This is a genomic window from Streptomyces sp. NBC_00631 (genome assembly GCF_045206895.1).
GTDB lineage: Bacteria > Actinomycetota > Actinomycetes > Streptomycetales > Streptomycetaceae > Streptomyces.
Genome location: NZ_CP107734.1, coordinates 2,913,699 through 2,935,408, shown reverse-complemented (window position 1 = coordinate 2,935,408; position 21,710 = coordinate 2,913,699). Strand labels below are relative to the sequence as shown.

The 21,710-nt window shown below is 70.8% G+C and carries 18 protein-coding genes; 9 read left to right on the top strand and 9 right to left on the bottom strand.

Annotated features, from left to right (window positions below; genetic code table 11):
• Window positions 1–166: 166 nt before the first annotated feature.
• Together OHB00_RS13455 and OHB00_RS13450 are read left to right on the top strand one after the other, a co-directional pair.
• Window positions 167–1,168 (top strand): TerC family protein, encoded by a 1,002-nt coding sequence (locus OHB00_RS13455; RefSeq protein ID WP_406434572.1) that lies wholly within the window; start codon window positions 167–169, stop codon window positions 1,166–1,168.
• Window positions 1,169–1,360: 192 nt separating this feature from the next.
• Complete coding sequence (locus OHB00_RS13450; RefSeq protein ID WP_406434570.1) at window positions 1,361–2,461, top strand: calcium:proton antiporter; 1,101 nt, start codon at window positions 1,361–1,363, stop codon at window positions 2,459–2,461.
• A gap of 15 nt (window positions 2,462–2,476) precedes the next feature.
• Here OHB00_RS13450 and OHB00_RS13445 read toward each other — a convergent pair whose 3' ends face one another.
• Window positions 2,477–3,781: an MFS transporter gene (locus OHB00_RS13445; RefSeq protein ID WP_406434568.1), complete on the bottom strand. Its 1,305-nt coding sequence runs from the start codon at window positions 3,779–3,781 to the stop codon at window positions 2,477–2,479.
• A 139-nt stretch (window positions 3,782–3,920) separates the two neighbouring features.
• Here OHB00_RS13445 and aroQ point away from each other — a divergent pair, with 139 nt between their 5' ends.
• Window positions 3,921–4,394 carry a type II 3-dehydroquinate dehydratase gene (aroQ, locus tag OHB00_RS13440; protein ID WP_406434566.1) on the top strand — a complete coding sequence of 158 codons (474 nt, stop codon included), beginning with the start codon at window positions 3,921–3,923 and terminating at the stop codon, window positions 4,392–4,394.
• Window positions 4,395–4,398: 4 nt separating this feature from the next.
• Here the strand turns inward: aroQ and OHB00_RS13435 are convergent, their stop codons facing one another.
• The 5 genes from OHB00_RS13435 to OHB00_RS13415 all read right to left on the bottom strand — a co-directional run bounded on the left by OHB00_RS13435 (window position 4,399) and on the right by OHB00_RS13415 (window position 8,648).
• Window positions 4,399–5,151: an amino acid ABC transporter ATP-binding protein gene (locus OHB00_RS13435; RefSeq protein ID WP_406434564.1), complete on the bottom strand. Its 753-nt coding sequence runs from the start codon at window positions 5,149–5,151 to the stop codon at window positions 4,399–4,401.
• Window positions 5,148–6,077, bottom strand: coding sequence for an amino acid ABC transporter permease (locus OHB00_RS13430; RefSeq protein ID WP_406434562.1), 930 nt, complete (start codon window positions 6,075–6,077; stop codon window positions 5,148–5,150). Before OHB00_RS13430 ends, OHB00_RS13435 begins: the two co-directional genes overlap by 4 nt.
• Window positions 6,074–6,967 (bottom strand): ABC transporter substrate-binding protein, encoded by an 894-nt coding sequence (locus OHB00_RS13425; protein ID WP_406434560.1) that lies wholly within the window; start codon window positions 6,965–6,967, stop codon window positions 6,074–6,076. Before OHB00_RS13425 ends, OHB00_RS13430 begins: the two co-directional genes overlap by 4 nt.
• Window positions 6,968–7,261: 294 nt before the next feature.
• Window positions 7,262–7,918 (bottom strand): MBL fold metallo-hydrolase, encoded by a 657-nt coding sequence (locus OHB00_RS13420; protein WP_406434558.1) that lies wholly within the window; start codon window positions 7,916–7,918, stop codon window positions 7,262–7,264.
• 40 nt (window positions 7,919–7,958) lie between these two features.
• The gene (locus OHB00_RS13415; RefSeq protein ID WP_406434556.1) at window positions 7,959–8,648 is read right to left on the bottom strand and encodes a maleylpyruvate isomerase family mycothiol-dependent enzyme; all 690 of its coding nucleotides are present in this window, start codon (window positions 8,646–8,648) and stop codon (window positions 7,959–7,961) included.
• A 224-nt stretch (window positions 8,649–8,872) separates the two neighbouring features.
• Here OHB00_RS13415 and uvrA point away from each other — a divergent pair, with 224 nt between their 5' ends.
• The gene (uvrA, locus tag OHB00_RS13410; RefSeq protein WP_406434554.1) at window positions 8,873–11,902 is read left to right on the top strand and encodes an excinuclease ABC subunit UvrA; all 3,030 of its coding nucleotides are present in this window, start codon (window positions 8,873–8,875) and stop codon (window positions 11,900–11,902) included.
• 160 nt (window positions 11,903–12,062) lie between these two features.
• Here the strand turns inward: uvrA and OHB00_RS13405 are convergent, their stop codons facing one another.
• Window positions 12,063–12,980: a carbohydrate kinase gene (locus OHB00_RS13405; protein ID WP_406434552.1), complete on the bottom strand. Its 918-nt coding sequence runs from the start codon at window positions 12,978–12,980 to the stop codon at window positions 12,063–12,065.
• On the bottom strand, window positions 12,977–14,080 hold the full coding sequence (locus OHB00_RS13400; protein WP_406434550.1) for a LacI family DNA-binding transcriptional regulator: 1,104 nt from the start codon (window positions 14,078–14,080) through the stop codon (window positions 12,977–12,979). The genes OHB00_RS13405 and OHB00_RS13400 overlap by 4 nt, the downstream gene beginning before the upstream one ends.
• A gap of 295 nt (window positions 14,081–14,375) precedes the next feature.
• Between OHB00_RS13400 and OHB00_RS13395 the strand changes: the two genes are divergently transcribed.
• Window positions 14,376–14,804, top strand: a complete 429-nt coding sequence (locus OHB00_RS13395) for a ubiquinol-cytochrome c reductase iron-sulfur subunit (protein ID WP_406434548.1) — start codon at window positions 14,376–14,378, stop codon at window positions 14,802–14,804.
• A 28-nt stretch (window positions 14,805–14,832) separates the two neighbouring features.
• Here OHB00_RS13395 and OHB00_RS13390 read toward each other — a convergent pair whose 3' ends face one another.
• Window positions 14,833–15,780 (bottom strand): hypothetical protein, encoded by a 948-nt coding sequence (locus tag OHB00_RS13390; RefSeq protein WP_406434546.1) that lies wholly within the window; start codon window positions 15,778–15,780, stop codon window positions 14,833–14,835.
• Between the two features lie 678 nt (window positions 15,781–16,458).
• On the opposite strand from OHB00_RS13390, the gene uvrC reads away from it, so the two are divergent.
• Genes uvrC through whiA form a run of 4 tightly spaced genes read left to right on the top strand, consistent with a single transcriptional unit; the run spans window position 16,459 to window position 21,657 of the window.
• Window positions 16,459–18,570: an excinuclease ABC subunit UvrC gene (gene uvrC / locus OHB00_RS13385; RefSeq protein ID WP_406434544.1), complete on the top strand. Its 2,112-nt coding sequence runs from the start codon at window positions 16,459–16,461 to the stop codon at window positions 18,568–18,570.
• Complete coding sequence (gene rapZ, locus OHB00_RS13380; RefSeq protein WP_406434542.1) at window positions 18,567–19,613, top strand: RNase adapter RapZ; 1,047 nt, start codon at window positions 18,567–18,569, stop codon at window positions 19,611–19,613. Before uvrC ends, rapZ begins: the two co-directional genes overlap by 4 nt.
• Entirely contained in the window at window positions 19,610–20,677 is a 1,068-nt protein-coding gene (gene yvcK / locus OHB00_RS13375; protein ID WP_406434540.1) for a uridine diphosphate-N-acetylglucosamine-binding protein YvcK, read from the top strand. The genes rapZ and yvcK overlap by 4 nt, the downstream gene beginning before the upstream one ends.
• The gene (whiA, locus tag OHB00_RS13370) at window positions 20,668–21,657 is read left to right on the top strand and encodes a DNA-binding protein WhiA (protein ID WP_030642347.1); all 990 of its coding nucleotides are present in this window, start codon (window positions 20,668–20,670) and stop codon (window positions 21,655–21,657) included. The genes yvcK and whiA overlap by 10 nt, the downstream gene beginning before the upstream one ends.
• The last annotated feature ends 53 nt before the right edge of the window (window positions 21,658–21,710 follow it).

Below are 21,710 nucleotides of genomic sequence, written 5' to 3'. Positions count from 1 at the left end.
GTGATTGGGGTAGTGTTTTCCTCACGGAGGGGAGTACTCCCTGTCTGCTGCGGCGTACCCGTCAATACGGATCCGGTCGGATCCCGGGGCGTCGGCCCGTTTCGGGTGGAAGAGACCTCCGGTAGCGCAACGCGAAATCTTTGCCGTTCACTAACCGGAGGCAACAGTGGATGTATCCGTGACCCTGTGGGTCCTCACCATCCTGGGGCTGGCCGCCCTGATCGCGGTCGACTTCTTCATCGGCCGCAAGCCGCACGACGTATCCGTCAAGGAAGCCGGAATCTGGACCGTCGTCTGGATCGCCCTGGCCGGGCTCTTCGGCCTCGGCCTGCTCGTCTTCGGCGGCGGCCGGCCCGCCGGGGAGTTCTTCGCGGGCTTCATCACCGAGAAGTCGCTGAGCGTCGACAACCTCTTCGTCTTCGTCCTGATCATGGCGAAATTCGCCGTGCCCTCGCAGTACCAGCAGCGCGTGCTGCTCGTCGGTGTCCTCATAGCCCTGGTTCTGCGGGCCGTCTTCATCGCCGCGGGCGCCGCGATCCTCGCCAGCTTCTCGTGGGTCTTCTACCTCTTCGGCGCCTTCCTGATCTGGACCGCATGGAAGCTGATCCAGGAGGCCCGGGCCGACCAGGAGGAAGAGGACTTCGAGGAGAACAAGCTGCTCAAGGCCGCGGAGCGCAAGTTCGGCGTGGCCGACCGCTACCACGGCACCAAGCTGTGGATCCAGCAGAACGGCAAGCGGGTCATGACCCCGATGCTGGTCGTGATGCTCGCGATCGGTACGACCGATGTCCTGTTCGCGCTGGACTCCATCCCCGCGATCTTCGGCCTGACGCAGGATCCGTACATCGTCTTCACGGCCAACGCCTTCGCACTGATGGGTCTGCGGCAGCTGTACTTCCTCATCGGCGGACTGCTGAAGAAACTGGTCCACCTCTCCTACGGCCTGTCGATCATCCTCGGCTTCATCGGCGTCAAGCTGGTGCTGCACGCGCTGCATGAGTCCGGCGTCCACGTCCCCGAGATCAGCATCCCGGTCTCGCTCGGCGTGATCTGCGTGGTCCTGATCGTCACCACGATCACCAGCCTGAGGGCCTCCGGGAAGCAGGCGGCGGCCGAGGCGGCGCAGGCTCGGAGCGAAGGCGCTCCGAAGGACAGCATCGACGTCTGACCACGTCGGACGTAGGAACAACCCCGCGCAGCGGTGCGAAGCGCATTGCCGACCCACCGCTGCGGATGCTTCACGTAACCGCCCCACCGACCGCACCCCTACGACCCGGGGGCCGTGCCGCGCCGGCGGCGGGCCCCCGGAGCCCGGAAGGACCCGAATGCGAAGCCCGTACGCCTCTGCCACCATCGCTGCATGATCACTCGGCTCAGGCCGCTCACCACCCAGTGGGCGCTCCTCGTGCCGGTGCTCGCGGTCGTCCTGCTCCTGTTCACCTGGGGCCGTGCTCTGCCCGGCGCGGTCGTCGCGCTGGTGACCGTGGTCCTCGCCGGATCGGTCCTCGCCGCGGTCCACCACGCCGAGGTCGTGGCCCACCGGGTCGGTGAACCCTTCGGCTCCCTGGTCCTCGCCATCGCCGTCACGATCATCGAGGTCGCCCTGATCGTCACCCTCATGGCCGACGGCGGCGACAAGAGCTCCACTCTGGCCCGGGACACCGTCTTCGCCGCCGTGATGATCACCTGCAACGGCATCGTCGGCCTCTGCCTCCTCGTCGCCTCACTGCGCCACGGCACCGCGGTCTTCAACCCCGAGGGCACCGGCGCCGCCCTGGCGACCGTGGCCACGCTGGCCACGCTCAGCCTGGTGCTGCCGACCTTCACCACCAGCAGACCGGGCCCGGAGTTCTCCAGCGTGCAGCTGACCTTCGCGGCCCTGTCCTCACTGATCCTGTACGGCCTGTTCGTGGCCACCCAGACCGTGCGGCACCGCGACTACTTCCTGCCGATCACCCGGCAGGGCGAGGTGATCACCTCCGACGACCACGCCGCGGCCCCGTCCGCGCGCGCCGCCTGGGTCAGCCTCGGCCTGCTCGGCCTCGCTCTCGTCGGGGTCGTAGGACTGGCCAAGGGTGTGTCGCCGACGATCGAGTCCGGGGTGGCGGCGGCCGGTCTGCACCAGGCAGTCGTCGGTGTGGTCATCGCCCTGCTGGTGCTGCTGCCCGAGACCATCGCCGCCCTGCGCTCGGCCCGTCGTGACCGCGTGCAGACCAGTCTCAACCTGGCGCTCGGTTCGGCCATGGCCAGCATCGGCCTGACCATCCCCGCGGTGACCCTCGCCTCCGTCTGGTTCTCCGGCCCCCTGGTCCTCGGCCTGGGCGCCACCCATATGCTGCTGCTCGCGCTGACCGTGGTGGTCAGCTCCCTGACGGTGGTGCCGGGCCGGGCCACACCGCTGCAGGGCGGCGTCCACCTGGTGCTGTTCGCCGCCTGCCTGGAACTGGCGAACAACCCGTAGCCGGTCCGCAAGCGCTCACCCGGCGACCGGCTCGACCGCCGCCACCGGTGCCGGACGGGTCTCCGGCAGCAGCGCGAAGCACCCCAGACTCAGCAGCGCGATCGCCGTCAGATACGCACCCACGGCCCATGGCACGCGCCCACTGTGCTCCGCCAGCGCCGTCGCCACGATCGGGGTCAGCGCGCCCCCGAGGACCCCGCCGAGGTTGTAGCCGACGGCGGCACCGGTGCAGCGCACCCGGGGCTCGTAGAGCTCCGGCAGATAGGCGGCGATCACCGCGAACATGGTGATGAAGGCGACCAGGGCACCCGTGAACCCGAGGAACATCAGCAGTGGCTGACCGGTGGCGAGCAGTGCGACCATCGGGAACATCCACAGTGCCGAGGCCGTGCACCCCGCCAGGCACAGCGGCCGCCGCCCGTAGCGGTCGCCCAGCAGGGCCATCACCGGCGTGAGCGCCCCCTTCACCACCACGGCGGCCATCACACAGGTCAGCATGACGGTACGGCTCACCCCGAGCCGCTCCGTCCCGTACGCCAGCGACCAGGTCGTCACCGCGTAGAACACCGCGTACCCGACCGCGAGCGCCCCCGCCGTCAGCAGGACCAGCCGCCAGTGGTGCCGTACGACCTCGGCGAACGGCATGCGCGCGGGCTCGTCGATCTCCAGGAACTGCGGAGTCTCGGCGAGCGACGAACGCAGCCAGAGCCCGCCCAGCGCCAGCGCCCCGGCCGCCCAGAACGGCACCCGCCACCCCCACCGCGCGAACTCGGCGTCCGTCAGGGACGTCGAGAGGGCCAGCATCACGCCGTTGGCGAGGAGAAAACCGATGGCCGGACCGATCTGCGGAAAACTCGACCACAGGGCGCGCCGCCCGGCGGGCGCGTGCTCAGTGGTCAGCAGCACCGCCCCACCCCACTCCCCGCCGAGCCCCAGCCCCTGCAGAAAACGCAGCAGGAGAAGCAGCAGGGGAGCGGCAACGCCGATCCTGTCGTAGGACGGCACGAACCCGACCGCGACCGTCGACGCGCCCGTCAGCAGCAGGGACGCGACCAGCACCGGCCGCCGGCCGCGACGGTCACCGATGTGCCCGAACAGCACCGAGCCCAGCGGCCGGGCCACGAACCCCACACCGAACGTCCCGAACGCCGCCAGCGTCCCCGCCAGCGGCGAGAACGTAGGGAAGAACAGCGGTCCCAGGACGAGCGCCGCGGCCGTGCCGTAGACGAAGAAGTCGTAGAACTCGATCGCGGTCCCGGCGAGCGAGGCGGCCGCCAGCCGCAGCATCGAGGGGGCCCTTACGGTGCGTGCATGGTGCATGCTCCGTCAACTACCCAGGGTGATCGCGGGTTACGGGGGCGCACGGCGTCCTTCACGGGCGCCTCGGCGCACCGTGATAAACCGGTCTGAGCCGCGGTCCTGCCAGGACCGTTCATCGTCCCGACGGACCGGAGGAATCGTGCCCCGCTCCCTGGCCAACACCCCGATCATGATCCTCAACGGGCCCAATCTGAACCTGCTCGGCCGGCGTCAGCCCGAGATCTACGGCTCCGACACGCTCGCCGACGTAGAGGCCCTGTGCGTCAAGGCGGCGGCCGCGCACGGCGGCACCGTGGACTTCCGGCAGTCCAACCACGAGGGCGAACTGGTCGACTGGATCCACGAGGCACGCCTCCACCACTGCGGGATCGTCATCAACCCGGGCGCCTACTCGCACACCTCGGTCGCGATCCTGGATGCCCTCAACACCTGTGACGGCATGCCTGTGCTGGAGGTCCACATCTCCAACATCCACAAGCGCGAGTCGTTCCGGCACCACTCCTACGTCTCCCTGCGTGCCGACGGAGTGATCGCCGGATGCGGTGTGCAGGGCTACGTCTTCGGCGTGGAGCGGGTGGCAGCGCTGGTCGGCGCCACCACCGCGGACACGTAGCTCCTCAGAGCCGTCCGGCTTCCACGATCCGCCGCAGGAAGCGCCGGGTGCGTTCCTGCCGCGGGTCGCCGAACACCTGCTCGGCCGTGCCGCTTTCGAGAACGACGCCGCCGTCGAGGAAGCAGACCTGGTCGGCGACGTCCCGGGCGAAGCCCATCTCGTGCGTCGCCAGCACCATGGTCATCCCCTCGCCCTTGAGGTCCCGGACCACGGTGAGCACTTCGCCCACCAGCTCCGGGTCGAGGGCGGCGGTGATCTCGTCGAGCAGCAGCAGCCGGGGCCGTACCGCCAGGGCGCGCACGATCGCCACCCGCTGCTGCTGGCCGCCGCTCAGCCGGTCGGGGTAGGCGCCCGCCTTGTCACCCAGTCCGAGGCGCTCAAGCAGCTCCCTGGCCCGTTCCTCGGCCTCCGCGCGGGCGACGCCGTGCACCCGGCGCGGCGCCAGGGTGATGTTGTCCAGCACGGTCATGTGCGGGAAGAGGTTGTACGCCTGGAAGACCACGCCGATACGGCGGCGCACCGCGTCCTGGTCGGCACGCGGGTCGGTGATCTCCTCGTCGTCCAGCCAGATCGCGCCGTCGTCGATCTCCTCCAGGAGGTTGGCGCAGCGCAGCAACGTCGACTTGCCGGACCCGGAGGCACCGATCAGCGCCGTCACCGTGTGCGGGGCGACCTCCAGGTCCACGTCCCGCAGCACGACCGCATCCCCGAACGTCTTGCGGACGGACTCCAAGCGCAGGACAGGCGCGTCGCTCATATGGATCCTCCCTGGGCCCGCTGCCGGTCCATCCTGGCCGTCACCCAGTCCGTGAAGCGGGTCATCGGGATGGTCAGCGCCACGAAGACCAGCCCGGCGACGATGTACGGGGTGTAGTTGAGGCTGCGCTGGGCGATGATGTCGGACGCCCGCACGGCGTCGATCGCGCCGCCGATCGACACGAGTCCGGTGTCCTTCTGCAGTGACACCAGGTCGTTCAGCAGGGGCGGCACCTGACGGCGCACCGCCTGGGGGAGGACCACGTACCGCAGTGCCTGCCGGTTGGTCAGCCCCAGCGAGCGGGCCGCGGCGCGCTGCGAGGGGTGCACGGACTCGATGCCCGCACGGAACACCTCGGCCACGTAGGCGGAGTACGTCAGTGTCAGCGCCGTACCGCCCAGCAGCACGGGATCGACGGTCACGCCCTGGAGGCGCAGCGCGGGCACCCCGAAGACCACGATCATCAGGTTGATGATCAGCGGCAGACCACGGAAGAAGTCCGTGTACGCCGCCGCCAGCGCCCGCAGCGGGAAGAACACCGGTCCCGGCAGCGTGCGGGCGATGGCGATCAGCATGCCGAGGACGAGCACCAGCACGCCGCAGATCAGCAGCAGCCGGACGTTGAGCCACAGGCCTTCGAGGACCTTGGGGAACGCCTCGCGCGCGTACTGCCCGTCGAAGAAGGTCTCCTTGGTGCGCTCCCAGCCCGGCGCGCTGACCACGACCACGTACAGGACGACAACCGTCACCAGGGTCGACAGCGCGGCGATCGCGGTCGCGCGACGCGCGCGGCCACGCTTGTAGCGCTCCCGCTCCAGCCGTCGTTCGGAGGGGGTGTAACCGTCGGCGCCCGCAGGGGCACCGGCCGGCATGTCGCCCTTGTCGTCCGCGCCCTCCCGGCCGGACTCGTCCTTGGTGACCGTCACTTGAGCACCGGAGCGCCGACGGCGTCGGACAGCCACTGCTTGTCCAGCTTCGCCAGGGTGCCGTCCTTGCGCAGGGAGTCCACGGCCGACGTCACGCAGGACGTGAGGTCGCTGCCCTTGTCCAGGACGAGCCCGAACTGCTCGGGCGTGCCGCCCTGGTTCTCGAACTGGCCGACGATCTCGGCGTTCGTCACCTGGGCCGCGGTGACGTAGAAGGCGGTGGGCAGGTCCGTGACGATCGCGTCCACCTGGCCGTTCCTGAGCGCCGAGATGGCCTGGTCGTTCTTGGAGTACGCGGCCGCCTCCTGGGACGGCTTCACCACGTCGCCGATGTAGTTGAGGCTCGTCGTGCCGACCTGGGCGCCCAGCTTGAGGCCCTTGAGATCCGCGATGCTCGTGGCCTTCGCGGCCTTGCTGCCCTTGAGCGCGATGACCGCCTGGCGGACGTCGTAGTAGCCGGACGAGAAGTCCACGGCCTTCTTGCGTTCGGTGCTGATGGACACCTGGTTGATGTCGAAGTCGAAGGTCTTCACGCCGGGCGCGAACGCCTTGTTGAACGGCACCCGCTGCCAGACGACCGCGCTCTTGTCGTACCCCAACTGCTTCGCCACGGCGTAGGCGACCGCCGACTCGAAGCCCTGGCCGTTGGCCGGCTTGTCGTCCTTGAACCACGGTTCGTACGCCGGTTCGTCCGTCGCGATCGTCAGCTTGCCGGAGCTCTCGGTGGCCAACTTGCCCTTGGCGCAGGTGGTTCCGGTCGAGGAGGCCGAGGAGGAGGACCCGCCGGACGCCTTGTCGTCCGGCTGCGGAGCGCAGCCGACAGCGGTGGTGAGCAGGGCTATGGTGGCGGCGGCGGCAGCGCGACGCAGTGCGCTCGGGGCAGGGTGCATGGCGGGAGAGTGACAGCGAACGCCGCGTTTGTCCAGGTCAAGCGGGTATCTGTCCGCATACTGGGAACGGGTGTTGCGGTCTTGTGAACGTTGACGGTGGGGGAGCGGACAGGCCGGGGCCGCCGGCCGGGGGCGGGGAATGATGACCGGCGGCCCGTACCGCGCAGGAGCCGTCATCCTGTGCGGGGCTGCCACCAGTTGACTGCGTTGTGACGCGCGCCGGGAGCGTGCGCCGGAGACCGGCGTGTGCGAACCGTTCACACGGGGCGCGCGTGAAGGAACGCGCGCCCGCGCTCACCACCCGCGCGCGTGCCACTCCGGCAGGTGCGGGCGCTCGGTGCCCAGCGTGGTGTCGTTGCCGTGGCCCGGGTACACCCAGGTCTCGTCCGGCAGCGTGTCGAAGATCTTCGTCTCGACGTCGTGGATCAGGCTGGCGAAGGCCTTCGGATCCTTGAACGTGTTGCCGACGCCGCCGGGGAAGAGGCAGTCCCCGGTGAAGACGTGCGGGTGGCCGTGCGGGTCGTCGTAGACCAGGGCGATGGAGCCCGGGGTGTGGCCGACGAGGTGGCGGGCGGTCAGCTCGACGCGGCCGACCCGGATCACGTCGCCGTCGCCGACGAGGACGTCGGTGGTGACCGGGATGCCGGAGGCGTCCTCGCGGCCCGCGTACGTCCGCGCTCCGGTCGCGGCGACGACCTCGGCCAGCGCCTGCCAGTGGTCGCCGTGCTGATGGGTGGTGACGACGGACGCGATGCCGTCGTCCCCGATCATGCCGAGCAGCGTCTCCGCGTCGTTGGCCGCGTCGATCAGCAGCTGCTCGTCGGTGGCGCGGCAACGCAGCAGATAGGCGTTGTTGTCCATGGGCCCGACCGCGATCTTGGTGATCATCAGGTCCTTGAGCTCGTGCACGTCCGCCGGTCCGCCGACCGTGACCTCTCCGCTGTACGTCATGGTGATCAGCCTATAGCGGAGAGCGGGCGCCGACGCCGCGCTACAGCGGCGGAAGTGCGGGCAGGGCGCCGCCCTTCACGACCAGGCCCGAGCCGTCGCGGCGGCCGGCGAGCCAGCCCAGCAGGTCGGCGGCGGGCCCCTCGACGGCGATCGGATCCCCCGGCGCGCCACCGCCCGTCGTCCAGACCCGGCCGCTGTCGCTGCGCAGTCCGGTCGACGGGACCTCCCGGTGCCCGCCGAAGCGCTCCGCGAGAAAGTCGACCTCCCGCTCGGTGAACTCCTCCGGCAGGTCCTCCAGCTCGTACCCGATCCCGAGGTCGACATGGTGCAGCTCGACCTCGGCCCAGCGGCGGAACGGCACCCGGGCCGCGGTGTCGGTGACCCCGTTGCGCAGCTCCACCGTGCGCGACCAGTCCGCGGGCTCGGCCGCCCGGGCCCGGAATCCGGCGTGGCTCGCGCGCAGGTCGTCGAGCTGTACGTCGAGCGCGCGCGGCGCGTCGCGCTCGATGTCGGCGTCCCGTGCCTCGGCGGAGGCGTACATGGGACGCCCGTCCAGGACGTTGGCGAGCGCGTCCGCGTTGCGCGCGAGGTGGGCCAGGACATGGCCGACCGTCCAGCCGGGCAGCCGTGACGGTCGCGAGCCGGCCGCGTTGTCCAGAGCGGCGACAGCGGTGAGGAGCCGCTCGGTCGCTTCCTGTACAGACGCCAGGTCATGAGCGTGATCAATCATGGGGCTGACAGTAGCCCTGCCACACCTTCGGGTGAAGGTTTCGCACGGGCTCCGTAAATCGAATGGGCGTGCTATATCGTCGGTGGCGGCGTCGGGCATGCTGGATGGTCCGGGATTGTTTACGCATCCAGGAATCCGACCGGCGTTGTCAGTGGCTCCCCCTAGTCTGAAGAAGCACGGGGCCCTGCCCCTGTCACTTCTCTCAAGAAAGGTGCGGACCGGCTGTGGCCGACCGTCTCATCGTCCGTGGCGCGCGCGAGCACAACCTCAAGAATGTCTCGCTCGACCTGCCTCGTGACTCGCTCATCGTCTTCACGGGCCTGTCCGGGTCGGGCAAGTCCTCCCTGGCCTTCGACACGATCTTCGCCGAGGGCCAGCGTCGCTACGTGGAGTCGCTCTCCTCGTACGCCCGCCAGTTCCTCGGGCAGATGGACAAGCCGGACGTGGACTTCATCGAGGGCCTGTCCCCAGCGGTGTCCATCGACCAGAAGTCGACCTCGCGCAACCCGCGCTCGACGGTCGGCACCATCACCGAGGTCTACGACTACCTGCGTCTGCTCTTCGCGCGCATCGGCAAGCCGCACTGCCCCGAGTGCGGCCGCCCGATCTCGCGCCAGTCGCCGCAGGCCATCGTGGACAAGGTCCTGGAGCTGCCGGAGGGGAGCCGCTTCCAGGTGCTCTCGCCGCTGGTGCGCGAGCGCAAGGGCGAGTTCGTCGACCTCTTCGCCGACCTCCAGACCAAGGGCTACAGCCGCGCACGCGTGGACGGCGAGACCGTCCAGCTCTCCGACCCGCCGACCCTGAAGAAGCAGGAGAAGCACACCATCGAGGTGGTCATCGACCGCCTCACGGTGAAGGACACCGCCAAGCGCCGCCTCACCGACTCCGTGGAGACCGCCCTCGGCCTGTCCGGCGGCATGGTCGTGCTCGACTTCGTCGACCTCCCCGAGGGCGACCCCGAGCGCGAGCGCATGTACTCGGAGCACCTGTACTGCCCGTACGACGACCTGTCCTTCGAGGAGCTGGAGCCCCGCTCCTTCTCCTTCAACTCGCCCTTCGGCGCCTGCCCCGAGTGCACCGGCATCGGCACGCGCATGGAGGTCGACCCGGAGCTGATCGTCCCGGACGAGGACAAGTCGCTCGACGAGGGTGCCATCCACCCCTGGTCGCACGGCCACACCAAGGACTACTTCGGCCGCCTGATCGGCGCCCTCGCGGACGCGCTGGGCTTCCGCACCGACATCCCCTTCGCCGGTCTGCCGCAGCGCGCCAAGAAGGCCCTGCTCCACGGCCACAAGACCCAGATCGAGGTCCGCTACCGCAACCGGTACGGCCGCGAGCGCGTGTACACCACGCCCTTCGAGGGCGCCGTGCCGTTCGTCAAGCGCCGGCACAGCGAGGCCGAGAGCGACGCCAGCCGTGAGCGCTTCGAGGGCTACATGCGCGAGGTGCCCTGCCCGACCTGTCAGGGCACGCGCCTGAAGCCGATCGTCCTCGCGGTCACGGTCATGGAGAAGTCGATCGCCGAGGTCTCCGCGATGTCCATCAGCGACTGCGCGGACTTCCTGGGCGAGCTCAAGCTCAACGCGCGCGACAAGAAGATCGCCGAGCGCGTGCTCAAGGAGGTCAACGAGCGGCTGCGGTTCCTGGTCGACGTCGGCCTGGACTACCTCTCGCTGAACCGCGCGGCCGGCACCCTCTCCGGCGGTGAGGCCCAGCGCATCCGCCTGGCCACCCAGATCGGCTCCGGCCTCGTCGGCGTCCTGTACGTCCTCGACGAGCCGTCGATCGGTCTGCACCAGCGCGACAACCACCGGCTGATCGAGACCCTGGTCCGGCTCCGCGACATGGGCAACACGCTCATCGTCGTCGAGCACGACGAGGACACCATCAAGGTCGCCGACTGGGTCGTCGACATCGGCCCAGGCGCCGGCGAGCACGGCGGCAGGGTCGTGCACAGCGGCTCCCTCAAGGAACTGCTCGCCAACGCCGAGTCCCAGACCGGCCAGTACCTGTCCGGCAAGAAGTCGATCCCGCTGCCCGACATCCGCCGCCCGCAGGACCCGTCCCGCCGGCTCACCGTGCACGGCGCCCGGGAGAACAACCTCCAGGACATCGACGTGTCCTTCCCGCTGGGTGTGTTCACGGCCGTCACGGGCGTCTCCGGCTCCGGCAAGTCGACGCTGGTCAACGACATCCTCTACACGCACCTGGCCCGCGAGCTCAACGGCGCGCGCAACGTCCCGGGCCGGCACACGCGCGTGGACGGCGACGACCTGGTCGACAAGGTCGTACACGTCGACCAGTCACCCATCGGCCGCACCCCGCGATCGAACCCGGCGACGTACACCGGCGTCTTCGACCACATCCGCAAGCTGTTCGCCGAGACCACCGAGGCGAAGGTCCGCGGCTACCTGCCGGGCCGGTTCTCCTTCAACGTCAAGGGCGGCCGCTGCGAGAACTGCGCGGGCGACGGCACCATCAAGATCGAGATGAACTTCCTCCCGGACGTCTACGTCCCGTGCGAGGTCTGCCACGGTGCCCGGTACAACCGGGAGACCCTGGAGGTCCACTACAAGGGCAAGTCCATCTCCGAGGTCCTGAACATGCCCATCGAAGAGGCCATGCACTTCTTCGAGGCCGTTCCGGCGATCAACCGTCACCTCAGCACGCTGAACGACGTCGGTCTCGGCTACGTCCGCCTCGGCCAGTCGGCGACCACCCTGTCCGGCGGTGAGGCGCAGCGCGTGAAGCTCGCCAGCGAACTGCAGAAGCGCTCCACCGGGCGCACGGTCTACGTCCTCGACGAGCCGACCACCGGTCTGCACTTCGAGGACATCAGCAAGCTGCTGAAGGTCCTCGGCGGCCTTGTCGACAAGGGCAACACGGTCATCGTCATCGAGCACAACCTCGACGTCATCAAGACCGCCGACTGGGTCGTCGACATGGGCCCGGAGGGCGGCGCCGGTGGCGGACTCGTCGTCGCGGAGGGCACCCCCGAGGAGGTCGCCGCGGTCCCGGCCAGCCACACCGGCAAGTTCCTGCGCGAGGTCCTGGGCGCCGACCGCGTCAGCGACGCCAGCTCGGTGAAGGCTCCGCGCAGGACGGCGGCGAAGAAGACGGTCGCGGCGAAGTCGACCGCGAGGAAGACGGCGACCGCCACGACCGCCAACAACACGGCCACGAAGAAGGCGGCCGGGGCCACGAAGAAGGCGACGCCCGCGAAGAAGACGACACGGGCCCGCAAGGCCTGAGTCCCCGCCGGTCCACCCGCTCGGGCAGATCCCGGCAGATCCTGGCAGACCCGATGAAACACGGCGCCCCACGGGAACTTCCCATGGGGCGCCGCTCGTTCCACGATCAGCCGCCCGATCCCCGCGGCCGTGACGGACCTTGACTCCTCAACAGCGAGATCTAGACGGGCAGCTCTCCGAGTTCGGAGGCGTACGGCGGTTCCGCACCCGCCCGGGAGCAAGTGATCGCGGCCGCCCGCGCCGCGAATCGCAGCAGCCTCGTCCAGCCGTCGGCGCCCAGTCCCAGGAGCGCCTCGGCGGACAGAGCGTCCTGAGCGGCCAGACCGTGCAGCAAAGCCGCGTTCACCGTGTCACCGGCGCCGATCGTGTCCACGACGGCGACCTCCTCACCGGGGACGGCGTACACGGTGCCGTCGCGGGTGAAGGCACTGAGACCGTCACCGCCATGAGTGATCACCACGGCCGCGGGACCCGCGGCCAGCCATTCGTGCGGGGTGCCGCCCAGCCACAGGGCGTCCTCCTCCGAGAGCTTGAGAAGAGTCACCGAGGGCAGCCAGCTCTTGAAACGCGTCCGGTAGGCGTCCGGATCCGCGACCAGGCCCGCCCTGATGTTCGGGTCGAGTGCGGTGAACAGGCCCTGCCCGGCCGCGTCGCGCATCAGCTCCTCGTAGGCGCTCGCCCCCGGTTCCAGGACGAGCGAGAGCGTGCCGAAGGAGACGGCACGGGTGGCGGCGGGGAGGCCGGCGGGGGCGGTGAACAGGCGGTCGGCAGTGCCCTCGACGTAGAAGGAGTAGGAGGCGGAGCCCTGCGGATCGATCGTGGCGGCCGCGAGGGTGGTCGGTTCCGGGCCGCGCGCCACGAGGGAGACGTCCACACCCGACCGCCGCAGCCCGTCCAGCAGGGCCTCGCCGAAGGGATCGTCGGAGGCACGGGAGCAGAAAGCGGTGGGAGAGCCGAGGCGGCCGAGGGCCACGGCCGTGTTGTACGGGCCGCCGCCGAGTGCCGGCTGCAGGGCGGCGAGGGCGCCCGTGCTCTGCGGCACCAGGTCGATCAGTGCTTCACCGGCGACGACGATCACGAGAGGGTTCCTTTCTCGGAGTCCTGGGGGTCCCAGGGGTCCTGGGGGTCCTGGGGGGCGCTGGAGGTGCCCGCGGCGCCGTCCTCCTCCCGGCATCCGCACGACGTCCGGTGCACGAAGGCACACGGGAGCCGCACGGTCCGGGCGGGCCGGTCGGGTACGGCCAGCCGTTCGAGGAGCACCCGGACCGCCTCGGCCCCGAGCTCCCTGCTGGGCTGGGCGACGGCGGTGAGCCGGGGCGAGAAGAGGTCGGCCCAGGCGAAGTCGTCGAAGCAGCACAGGGCGATGTCGTCCGGTACGGACAGACCCCGCGCGCGCAGGGTGCGCAGAGCACCGATGGTCATCGTGTTGTTGGCGGTGAGGAGTGCGGTGGGCGGGGCGGCGAGCGAGAGCAGAGCGGCGGTGGCCTGCTCGGCGCCCGCGGATTCGGAGTTGCCGGGGAGGATCAGCTCGTCGTCGAGGGCCAGCCCGGCCGCGGCCAGCCCCTGCCGGTATCCGGTGATCCGTTCGCCGGTGGTGCTCAGCCCGGGCAGCCCTGCGACCAGGCCGATCCGGCGGTGCCCGAGACCGGCGAGATGGGTGACGAGCCGGGCCGTCGGCCCGGTGTTCTCGGCGCAGACCTGGTCGAAGGGCGGGGCGGTGTCCGCGCGACCGTCGATGACCCGGTCGAGGAGGACGGTCGGTACGGCATGACGGCCCAGGTAGGCGAGGAGCGCGTGTGGGTGGGCCGAGGGGGCGACGATCAGGCCGTCGACGCGGCGTTCGTGGAGGAGCTGGGCGACCTTGCGTTCATGGTGGGGGTCGTCGTGCGGGTCGGCGATGAGCAGGCTGTAGCCGTGCTCCAGGACAGCGGCCTCGACGCCCTGGAGGATCTCCGTGAAGTAGGGGTTGCTGATCGCCGACACCGCGAGCCCGATGGACCGGGTGCGGGAGGTCACCAGGGAGCGGGCGAGGGTGTTGGGCGTGTAGCCCAGCTCCTCGATGGCGTCGAGCACGGCCTGACGGGTGTGGGGCAGCACCGGGCGGGTCTCGTTCAGCACATGGGAGACGGTCGCCACCGAGACACCGGCGCTCCGGGCGACGTCGGCCATGGTGGGCATGGGGCTCCCCTCGTCGACTCCCGCCCCGGCCAGGGGCTCACTGGTTCCGGCTCGGGCCGCCGACTCCTGTCCGGACAGCGGTGGCGCCTTCGGCCGGGAAGCTACCCCATGCGATACGGCCGCGTAAACGCTTGCGCAAGCGTTTACGCCCTCATGAGTGGGCCTCCGCCTCACCGCGTCCCCCGTCGCACCCCACCCCGAATCGGGACGATCCGCCCAGGTAGTGTCGTCCCGAACGGGTCCCGGGCGGCTGTTTCCCGGAGTCCGCCCCACCCCGATCCCCCAGGAGCCCCTCGTGCCCGCCCGCCCCTTCGCGAATCGCCGTACCGTCCTGCGCGGAGCGGCCGTCACATCGATCGCCGGGCTGGGGGCGGCCGCCTGCAAGGCACCCAGCGGAGCGGCCACGGTCGGGGCCACGCCGACCGCGCCGGTCGACCTCGGAGCCGAGAGCGAGGTCGCCAACGGCGGCGCTCAGCTCTACCGGGAGCACAACGTGGTCGTCAGCCGGTCCGCCGACGGTGCCCTGAAGGCCTACAGCACGATCTGCACGCACGCGGGGTGCCCGATCGACAGGCTCCAGGGCACGACGTTGGTCTGCCCCTGCCACGGCAGCGAGTTCGACGCCCTGACCGGGAAGGTGGTGCGATCGCCGGCCACCGAGCCGTTGAACGAACTGCCGGTGAAGACCGCGAACGGTCGGATCGTGGCGGGACCCGGCGCCTGACCGACGAGGGCTGGATCTCGGCGCCGGTTCACTCCCAGTCCCAGCCGATCCCGAGCAGGCCCGGCCGGACCCGGGGCTCGACCAGGTGGACGGAGCGGTGCAGCCCGCTCAGCGGCAGGGTCTGCCGGCCGCTGCGCGGGGCCGCCGCCGAATGCTGGGCGAACCGGACGCAGCGGGTCGGCAGCGCCTCGGCGGCGAAACGCACCTGAAGGGTGTACTGACCGCCGGGAAAACCGAAACCGCGGACGTACTCGCGTGAGACACCGGCCGTGCCGTCCTCGACGGCGTAACGGAAGAGGAAGGTGTCGCCGGAGCGCAGACGGGTGCCGAAGAGGAGTTCGGCGACGAGCAGGCCGGTCTCCTGGTCCGAACGGACGCGTCCGGCACGGCAGTTCTCCAGCGCGTGCACGGTCATGTGCTGCGGGGCGCAGCCGGGGTCGCCGTGGTGGACGGCCACGAAGCGGTCGACGCCGTCCCGGTGGGCGCGCACGATGTGCTGGGACTCGCGGGCGGCCAGTTCACGGTGGCCGCCGATCCGCACCCGTTCGTGGTGTCCCAGGGTGTGCAGGCCGCCGTCGAGGGACCAGCCGAGCTCGTCCTGGAGCCGGTCCAGGACGTCACAGGCCTCGATGAACGAGCGGTACGAGCGGGCGGCGGGCCGGCGCACGGCAGGACCCTGCTCGGTGTCGGCGAGCAGCCGGATCAGGGACTCGTCCGGGAGCTGGAGGATCTCCTCCAGTGCGCGGACGGCTCGCAGCGACTCCGGGCGCTGGGGGCGGCGGGCACCCTGCTGCCAGTAACTCAGGCTGGTGACGCCCACTTTGACGCCGTAGCGCGACAGATGGTGCTGCACGCGCTGGAGCGGCAGTCCGCGGGCGGCGATCGCGGCGCGCAGGGCCACATGGAAGGGGCCGCCGCGCAGGGCCGAGTCCAGTTCCGCGGTGGCGACGTCCGCGTGCTGTGTGCCGTGCCGCATGCAGGGGGCCTCTCTGTCGGGGGGTTCAACGGCTGGTCGGGCCATTGACGCGGTTCGGGGCCACCCCGTCTGCGCCGGGGGCGGCCGCACCTGGGCACGCCGCGTCCGCAGGCCGTCGCTCACGGCCCCGAGTTCCCCCGCATTGAAGCGTGTTGACCAATCCCCGACAACACCTTCGGCTGGTCGAGAGTGCCCGCCTGGCCGACGCGCGTCCCCGTGACCGGCGGGATCGTGCGGGTCGGCGGTGCCGCCGCCGGTCAGGAGGCCGGAGATCGTTCGCGGGGGAGCCGCCTATTTGGGGAGGAAGCGGCGCAAGATCCGTCACGCTCGGCCCGACGGCGCCGTGCCGGTCGCGAACCGGGTCCGCGTGGGCGGCATGCCGGAACCGCTCGCGATGTCCCCGAGGTGTCCGAATCCGCGATCCGCGTTCCAGCCGGGGTGTGGCGGTGGGCAGGGGGCAGAGGGCTCGAAGGTACGGGGTGGAGCAGGTACCGGGCCGAGGTGCTCGCTCCGACGGCGGATCGCGGTACCTCCGCCCCAGCCTCCTGACTGCCGCCGGTGCCCAGCTGCCGACGGCCACGTGTCCCTGGAGCCCGTCCGGCCCGCCGTCCCGCCCTCCGGTCGACGGTTGTCCACAGGCTCGTCGCGGTGTCGGTGCTCGCCAGTAGGGTGTGAGACATGGCCGATCCCTCCAGCTACCGCCCCAAGCCGGGACAGATCCCGGACTCTCCCGGGGTGTACAGGTTCCGTGACGAGCACCGTCGGGTGATCTACGTCGGAAAGGCGAAGAGCCTGCGCCAGCGCCTGGCGAACTACTTCCAGGACCTGGCGAGCCTGCACCCCCGCACCCGGACGATGGTCACCACCGCGGCGTCCGTGGAGTGGACCGTGGTGTCCACGGAGGTCGAGGCGCTCCAGCTGGAGTACTCCTGGATCAAGGAGTACGACCCCCGCTTCAATGTGAAGTACCGAGACGACAAGAGTTACCCGTACCTCGCGGTGACGATGAACGAGGAGTTCCCGCGGGTCCAGGTGATGCGCGGTCACAAGAAGAAGGGCGTGCGCTACTTCGGGCCGTACGGCCACGCGTGGGCGATCCGGGACACCGTCGACCTGCTGCTGCGCGTGTTCCCGGTGCGCACCTGCTCCGCCGGGGTGTTCAAGAACGCCGCCCGCACCGGCCGCCCCTGTCTGCTCGGCTACATCGGCAAGTGCTCGGCCCCCTGCGTCGGCCGGATCTCCCCGCAGGACCACGGCGAACTGGCCGACGAGTTCTGCGACTTCATGGCCGGCCGCACCGGCACCTACCTCCGCCGTCTGGAGAAGCAGATGATGGAGGCGGCCGAGGAGATGGAGTACGAGCGGGCCGCCCGGCTGCGCGACGACATCGAGGCCCTGAAGAAGGCCATGGAGAAGAACGCGGTCGTGCTCGCCGACGCGACCGACGCCGACCTCATCGCCGTCGCGGAGGACGAGCTGGAGGCGGCCGTGCAGATCTTCCACGTGCGCGGCGGACGCGTGCGCGGGCAGCGCGGCTGGGTGACGGACAAGGTGGAGGACGTCACCACCGGGGCTCTCGTCGAGCACGCCCTCCAGCAGCTCTACGGCGAGGAGACCGGGGACGCCGTCCCCAAGGAGGTGCTGGTCCCGGCCCTGCCCGAGCCGGTCGAGCCGGTCCAGGAGTGGCTCACCGGCCGCCGCGGGGCGAACGTCTCGCTGCGCATCCCGCAGCGCGGCGACAAGAAGGCCCTCATGGAGACCGTGCAGCGCAATGCCCTGCAGGCGCTCGCCCTGCACAAGACCAAGCGCGCCTCCGACCTCACCACCCGCTCGCGCGCGCTGGAGGAGATCGCCGACGCCCTGGACCTGGACAGCGCCCCGCTGCGCATCGAGTGCTATGACATCTCGCACCTCCAGGGCGACGACGTGGTGGCCTCCATGGTCGTCTTCGAGGACGGCCTGCAGCGCAAGAGCGAGTACCGCCGCTTCCAGATCAAGGGCTTCGCCGGCCAGGACGACGTGCGCTCCATGCACGAGGTGATCACCCGCCGCTTCCGCCGCTACCTCGCCGAGAAGGAGCGGACCGGCGAATGGGTGGAGGACAGCGCCGAAGACGCCCTTCCGTACTCCGGCACCCCTGCCCCCACCCCCGACCCCGACGCCGCTCCGGTCGACGGTTTCAAGGACGATGACGGCCGCCCCAAGAAGTTCGCCTACCCGCCCCAGCTGGTGGTCGTCGACGGTGGCCGGCCGCAGGTCGCCGCCGCCAAGCGGGCGCTCGACGAGCTGGGGATCGACGACATCGCCGTCTGCGGCCTCGCCAAGCGCCTCGAAGAGGTCTGGCTGCCCGCGGACGACGATCCCGTGGTCCTGCCCCGCACCAGCGAGGGCCTGTACCTGCTCCAGCGCGTGCGTGACGAGGCGCACCGCTTCGCCATCACCTACCAGCGCACCAAGCGGGCCAAGCGCTTCCGTTCCAGCCCCCTGGACGACGTGCCGGGCCTCGGCGAGACCCGCAAACAGGCGGTGATCAAGCATTTCGGCTCGGTGAAGAAGCTGCGGTCCGCCACAATCGAGCAGATCCAGGAAGTGCCCGGGATAGGCCGGAAGACGGCCGAGACCATCGCCGTGGCCCTCGCCCAGGCGGCCCCGGCCGCACCCGCCGTGAACACGGCCACCGGAGAGATCATGGATGACAGGGAAGACGAGGCGCCCGAGACGACGGCGGACGCCTCGGGGGAGCCCGTACCCGCGGGCGCCCCGGACGATCGACGGGGGCAGGAGAGATGACCGAGCGCGACGCACAGCCCACAGCACAGCGAGATCCGGCGTTCAGCGAAACGCAGGGCGGGCCCGAGGAAACGCACAACGAGGCGCGCCAGGATCGGCCGCAGGCGGCGGAAGCCGAAGCGGTCCAGGAAAACGGAGCAGAAGTGAGTACGGACACCACTGCGGCCGGGTTGCCCGAAGCGGCCATCCCCGAGCTGGTGATCATCTCCGGCATGTCGGGGGCAGGCCGGTCGACGGCGGCGAAGTGTCTGGAGGACCTCGGCTGGTTCGTCGTCGACAACCTCCCGCCGGCCCTCATCCCCACCATGGTCGAGCTGGGCGCCCGCTCCCAGGGCAACGTGGCGCGCATCGCGGTCGTGGTCGACGTGCGCGGCCGGCGCTTCTTCGACAACCTGCGCGAGTCCCTCGCCGACCTGGACAGCCGGGGCGTCACGCGCAGGATCGTCTTCCTGGAGTCGTCCGACGACGCCCTGGTCCGCCGTTTCGAGTCGGTGCGCCGCCCGCACCCCCTGCAGGGCGACGGCCGGATCGTGGACGGCATCGCCGCCGAGCGGGAGCTGCTGCGCGAGCTGCGCGGCGACGCCGACCTGGTGATCGACACCTCCAGCCTCAACGTGCACGAGCTGCGCGCCAAGATGGACGCCCAGTTCGCCGGCGAGGAGGAGCCCGAGCTGCGGGCCACGGTGATGTCGTTCGGCTTCAAGTACGGCCTGCCGGTCGACGCCGACCTGGTGGCCGACATGCGGTTCCTGCCCAACCCGCACTGGGTGCCGGAGCTGCGCCCGTACACCGGCCTCAACGAGGAGGTGTCGGCGTACGTCTTCAACCAGCCCGGCGCCAAGGAGTTCCTCGACCGCTACGCCGAGCTGCTGCGGCTGGTCGCGACCGGGTACCGGCGTGAGGGCAAGCGCTATGTGACGATCGCCATCGGCTGCACGGGCGGCAAGCACCGCTCGGTCGCCGTGTCCGAGAAGCTCGCCGCCCGCCTGGCCGCCGAGGGAGTGGAGACCGTAGTCGTGCACCGGGACATGGGGCGCGAGTGACCGAGCGCTCTCCACGGCTGAGCAGGCTGCGCCGGATGGTGCCCGAGTCCCGCGCGGGCCGTCCCGTCGAGGCCCGCGGCGCCCGGCCGCGCCGCCGCGGTGCCCAGCCCAAGGTGGTCGCGCTGGGCGGCGGCATGGGGCTGTCCGCCTCGCTCGCCGCCCTGCGCCGGATCACCGGCGACCTCACCGCCGTCGTCACCGTGGCCGACGACGGCGGCTCCAGCGGGCGCCTGCGCGACGAGCTGGGTGTGCTCCCCCCGGGTGATCTGCGCAAGGCGCTCGCCGCCCTGTGCGGTGACGACGAGTGGGGCCAGACCTGGGCCCGGGTCATCCAGCACCGCTTCCAGTCCAAGGGCGACCTGCACGAGCACGCGGTCGGCAATCTGCTGATCGTCGCCCTGTGGGAGCAGCTCGGCGACCACGTCCAGGCCCTGGACCTGGTGGGCAGGCTGCTCGGCGCGCACGGGCGCGTGCTGCCCATGTCCGCCGTGCCGCTGGAGCTGCAGGCGCTGGTCAAGGGGCACGACCCGGAGCGGCCCGAAGAGGTGGACATCGTCCGCGGGCAGGCCACCGTGGCGCTCACGCCCGGCGAGGTGCAGTCCGTGCACCTGGTCCCGCACGACCCGCCGGCCGTGCCCGAGGCCGTGGCGGCCGTCCTGGACGCGGACTGGGTGGTGCTCGGTCCCGGATCCTGGTTCTCGTCGGTGATTCCGCACCTGCTCGTCCCCGATCTGCTCGACGCGCTCACCGAGACGAAGGCCCGCAAGGTGCTGTCGCTGAACCTGGCACCGCAACCGGGAGAAACCGAAGGCTTCTCACCGCAGCGTCATTTGGAGGTTTTGGGGCGACACGCCCCTAAACTCGCCCTGGACGTGGTGCTGGCCGACGAGGCCGCCGTGCCCGACCGCGACTCGCTCACCGAGGCCGCCAAGCGGCTGGGAGCCGCGGTCGAGCTGAGCCCCGTGGCCCGGACCGACGGTTCACCCCGGCACGACCCGGAGCTGTTGGCCGCCGCGTACGACCGTATTTTTCGGATGCATGGAAGGATCGGCCCATGGCGATGACGGCAGCGGTGAAGGACGAGATCTCCCGGCTACCCGTCACCCGGACCTGCTGCCGGAAGGCGGAGGTCTCCGCCATTCTGCGGTTCGCGGGCGGCCTCCACCTGGTGAGCGGGCGCATCGTGATCGAGGCGGAGCTGGACACCGCGATGGCGGCCCGGCGCCTCAAGCGGGACATCCTGGAGATCTTCGGCCACAGCTCCGAGCTGATCGTGATGGCACCCGGCGGGCTGCGCCGCGGCTCCCGGTACGTCGTGCGGGTGGTGGCGGGCGGCGACCAGCTGGCCCGCCAGACCGGCCTGGTGGACGGCCGGGGCCGGCCGATCCGGGGCCTGCCCCCGCAGGTGGTCTCCGGGGCCACCTGCGACGCCGAGGCGGCCTGGCGCGGCGCCTTCCTGGCGCACGGCTCGCTGACCGAGCCGGGCCGCTCCTCCTCCCTGGAGGTGACCTGCCCGGGCCCGGAGGCCGCGCTCGCGCTGGTCGGCGCCGCCCGCCGGCTGTCCATCGCCGCGAAGGCCCGTGAGGTGCGCGGGGTGGACCGGGTGGTCGTCCGTGACGGTGACGCGATCGGCGCCCTGCTGACCCGGCTCGGCGCGCACGAGTCGGTGCTGGCCTGGGAGGAGCGCCGGATGCGCCGCGAGGTCCGCGCCACCGCGAACCGCCTCGCCAACTTCGACGACGCCAACCTGCGCCGCTCCGCCCGCGCGGCCGTCGCGGCCGGCGCCCGGGTCCAGCGCGCGCTGGAGATCCTCGGCGACGAGGTGCCCGAGCACCTGGCGGCGGCCGGCCGGCTGCGCATGGAGCACAAGCAGGCCTCCCTGGAGGAGCTCGGCGCGCTCGCGGACCCGCCGCTCACCAAGGACGCCGTCGCCGGCCGGATCCGCCGTCTCCTCGCGATGGCCGACAAGCGTGCGTCCGATCTGGGTATCCCGGGCACCGAGGCCAACCTCTCCGAGGAGCTGGCCGACAACCTCGCAGGCTGAGACACCGTCACCCTCCGGTGCCGGCGGCCGTGACGGTCGTCGGCACCGGTGTT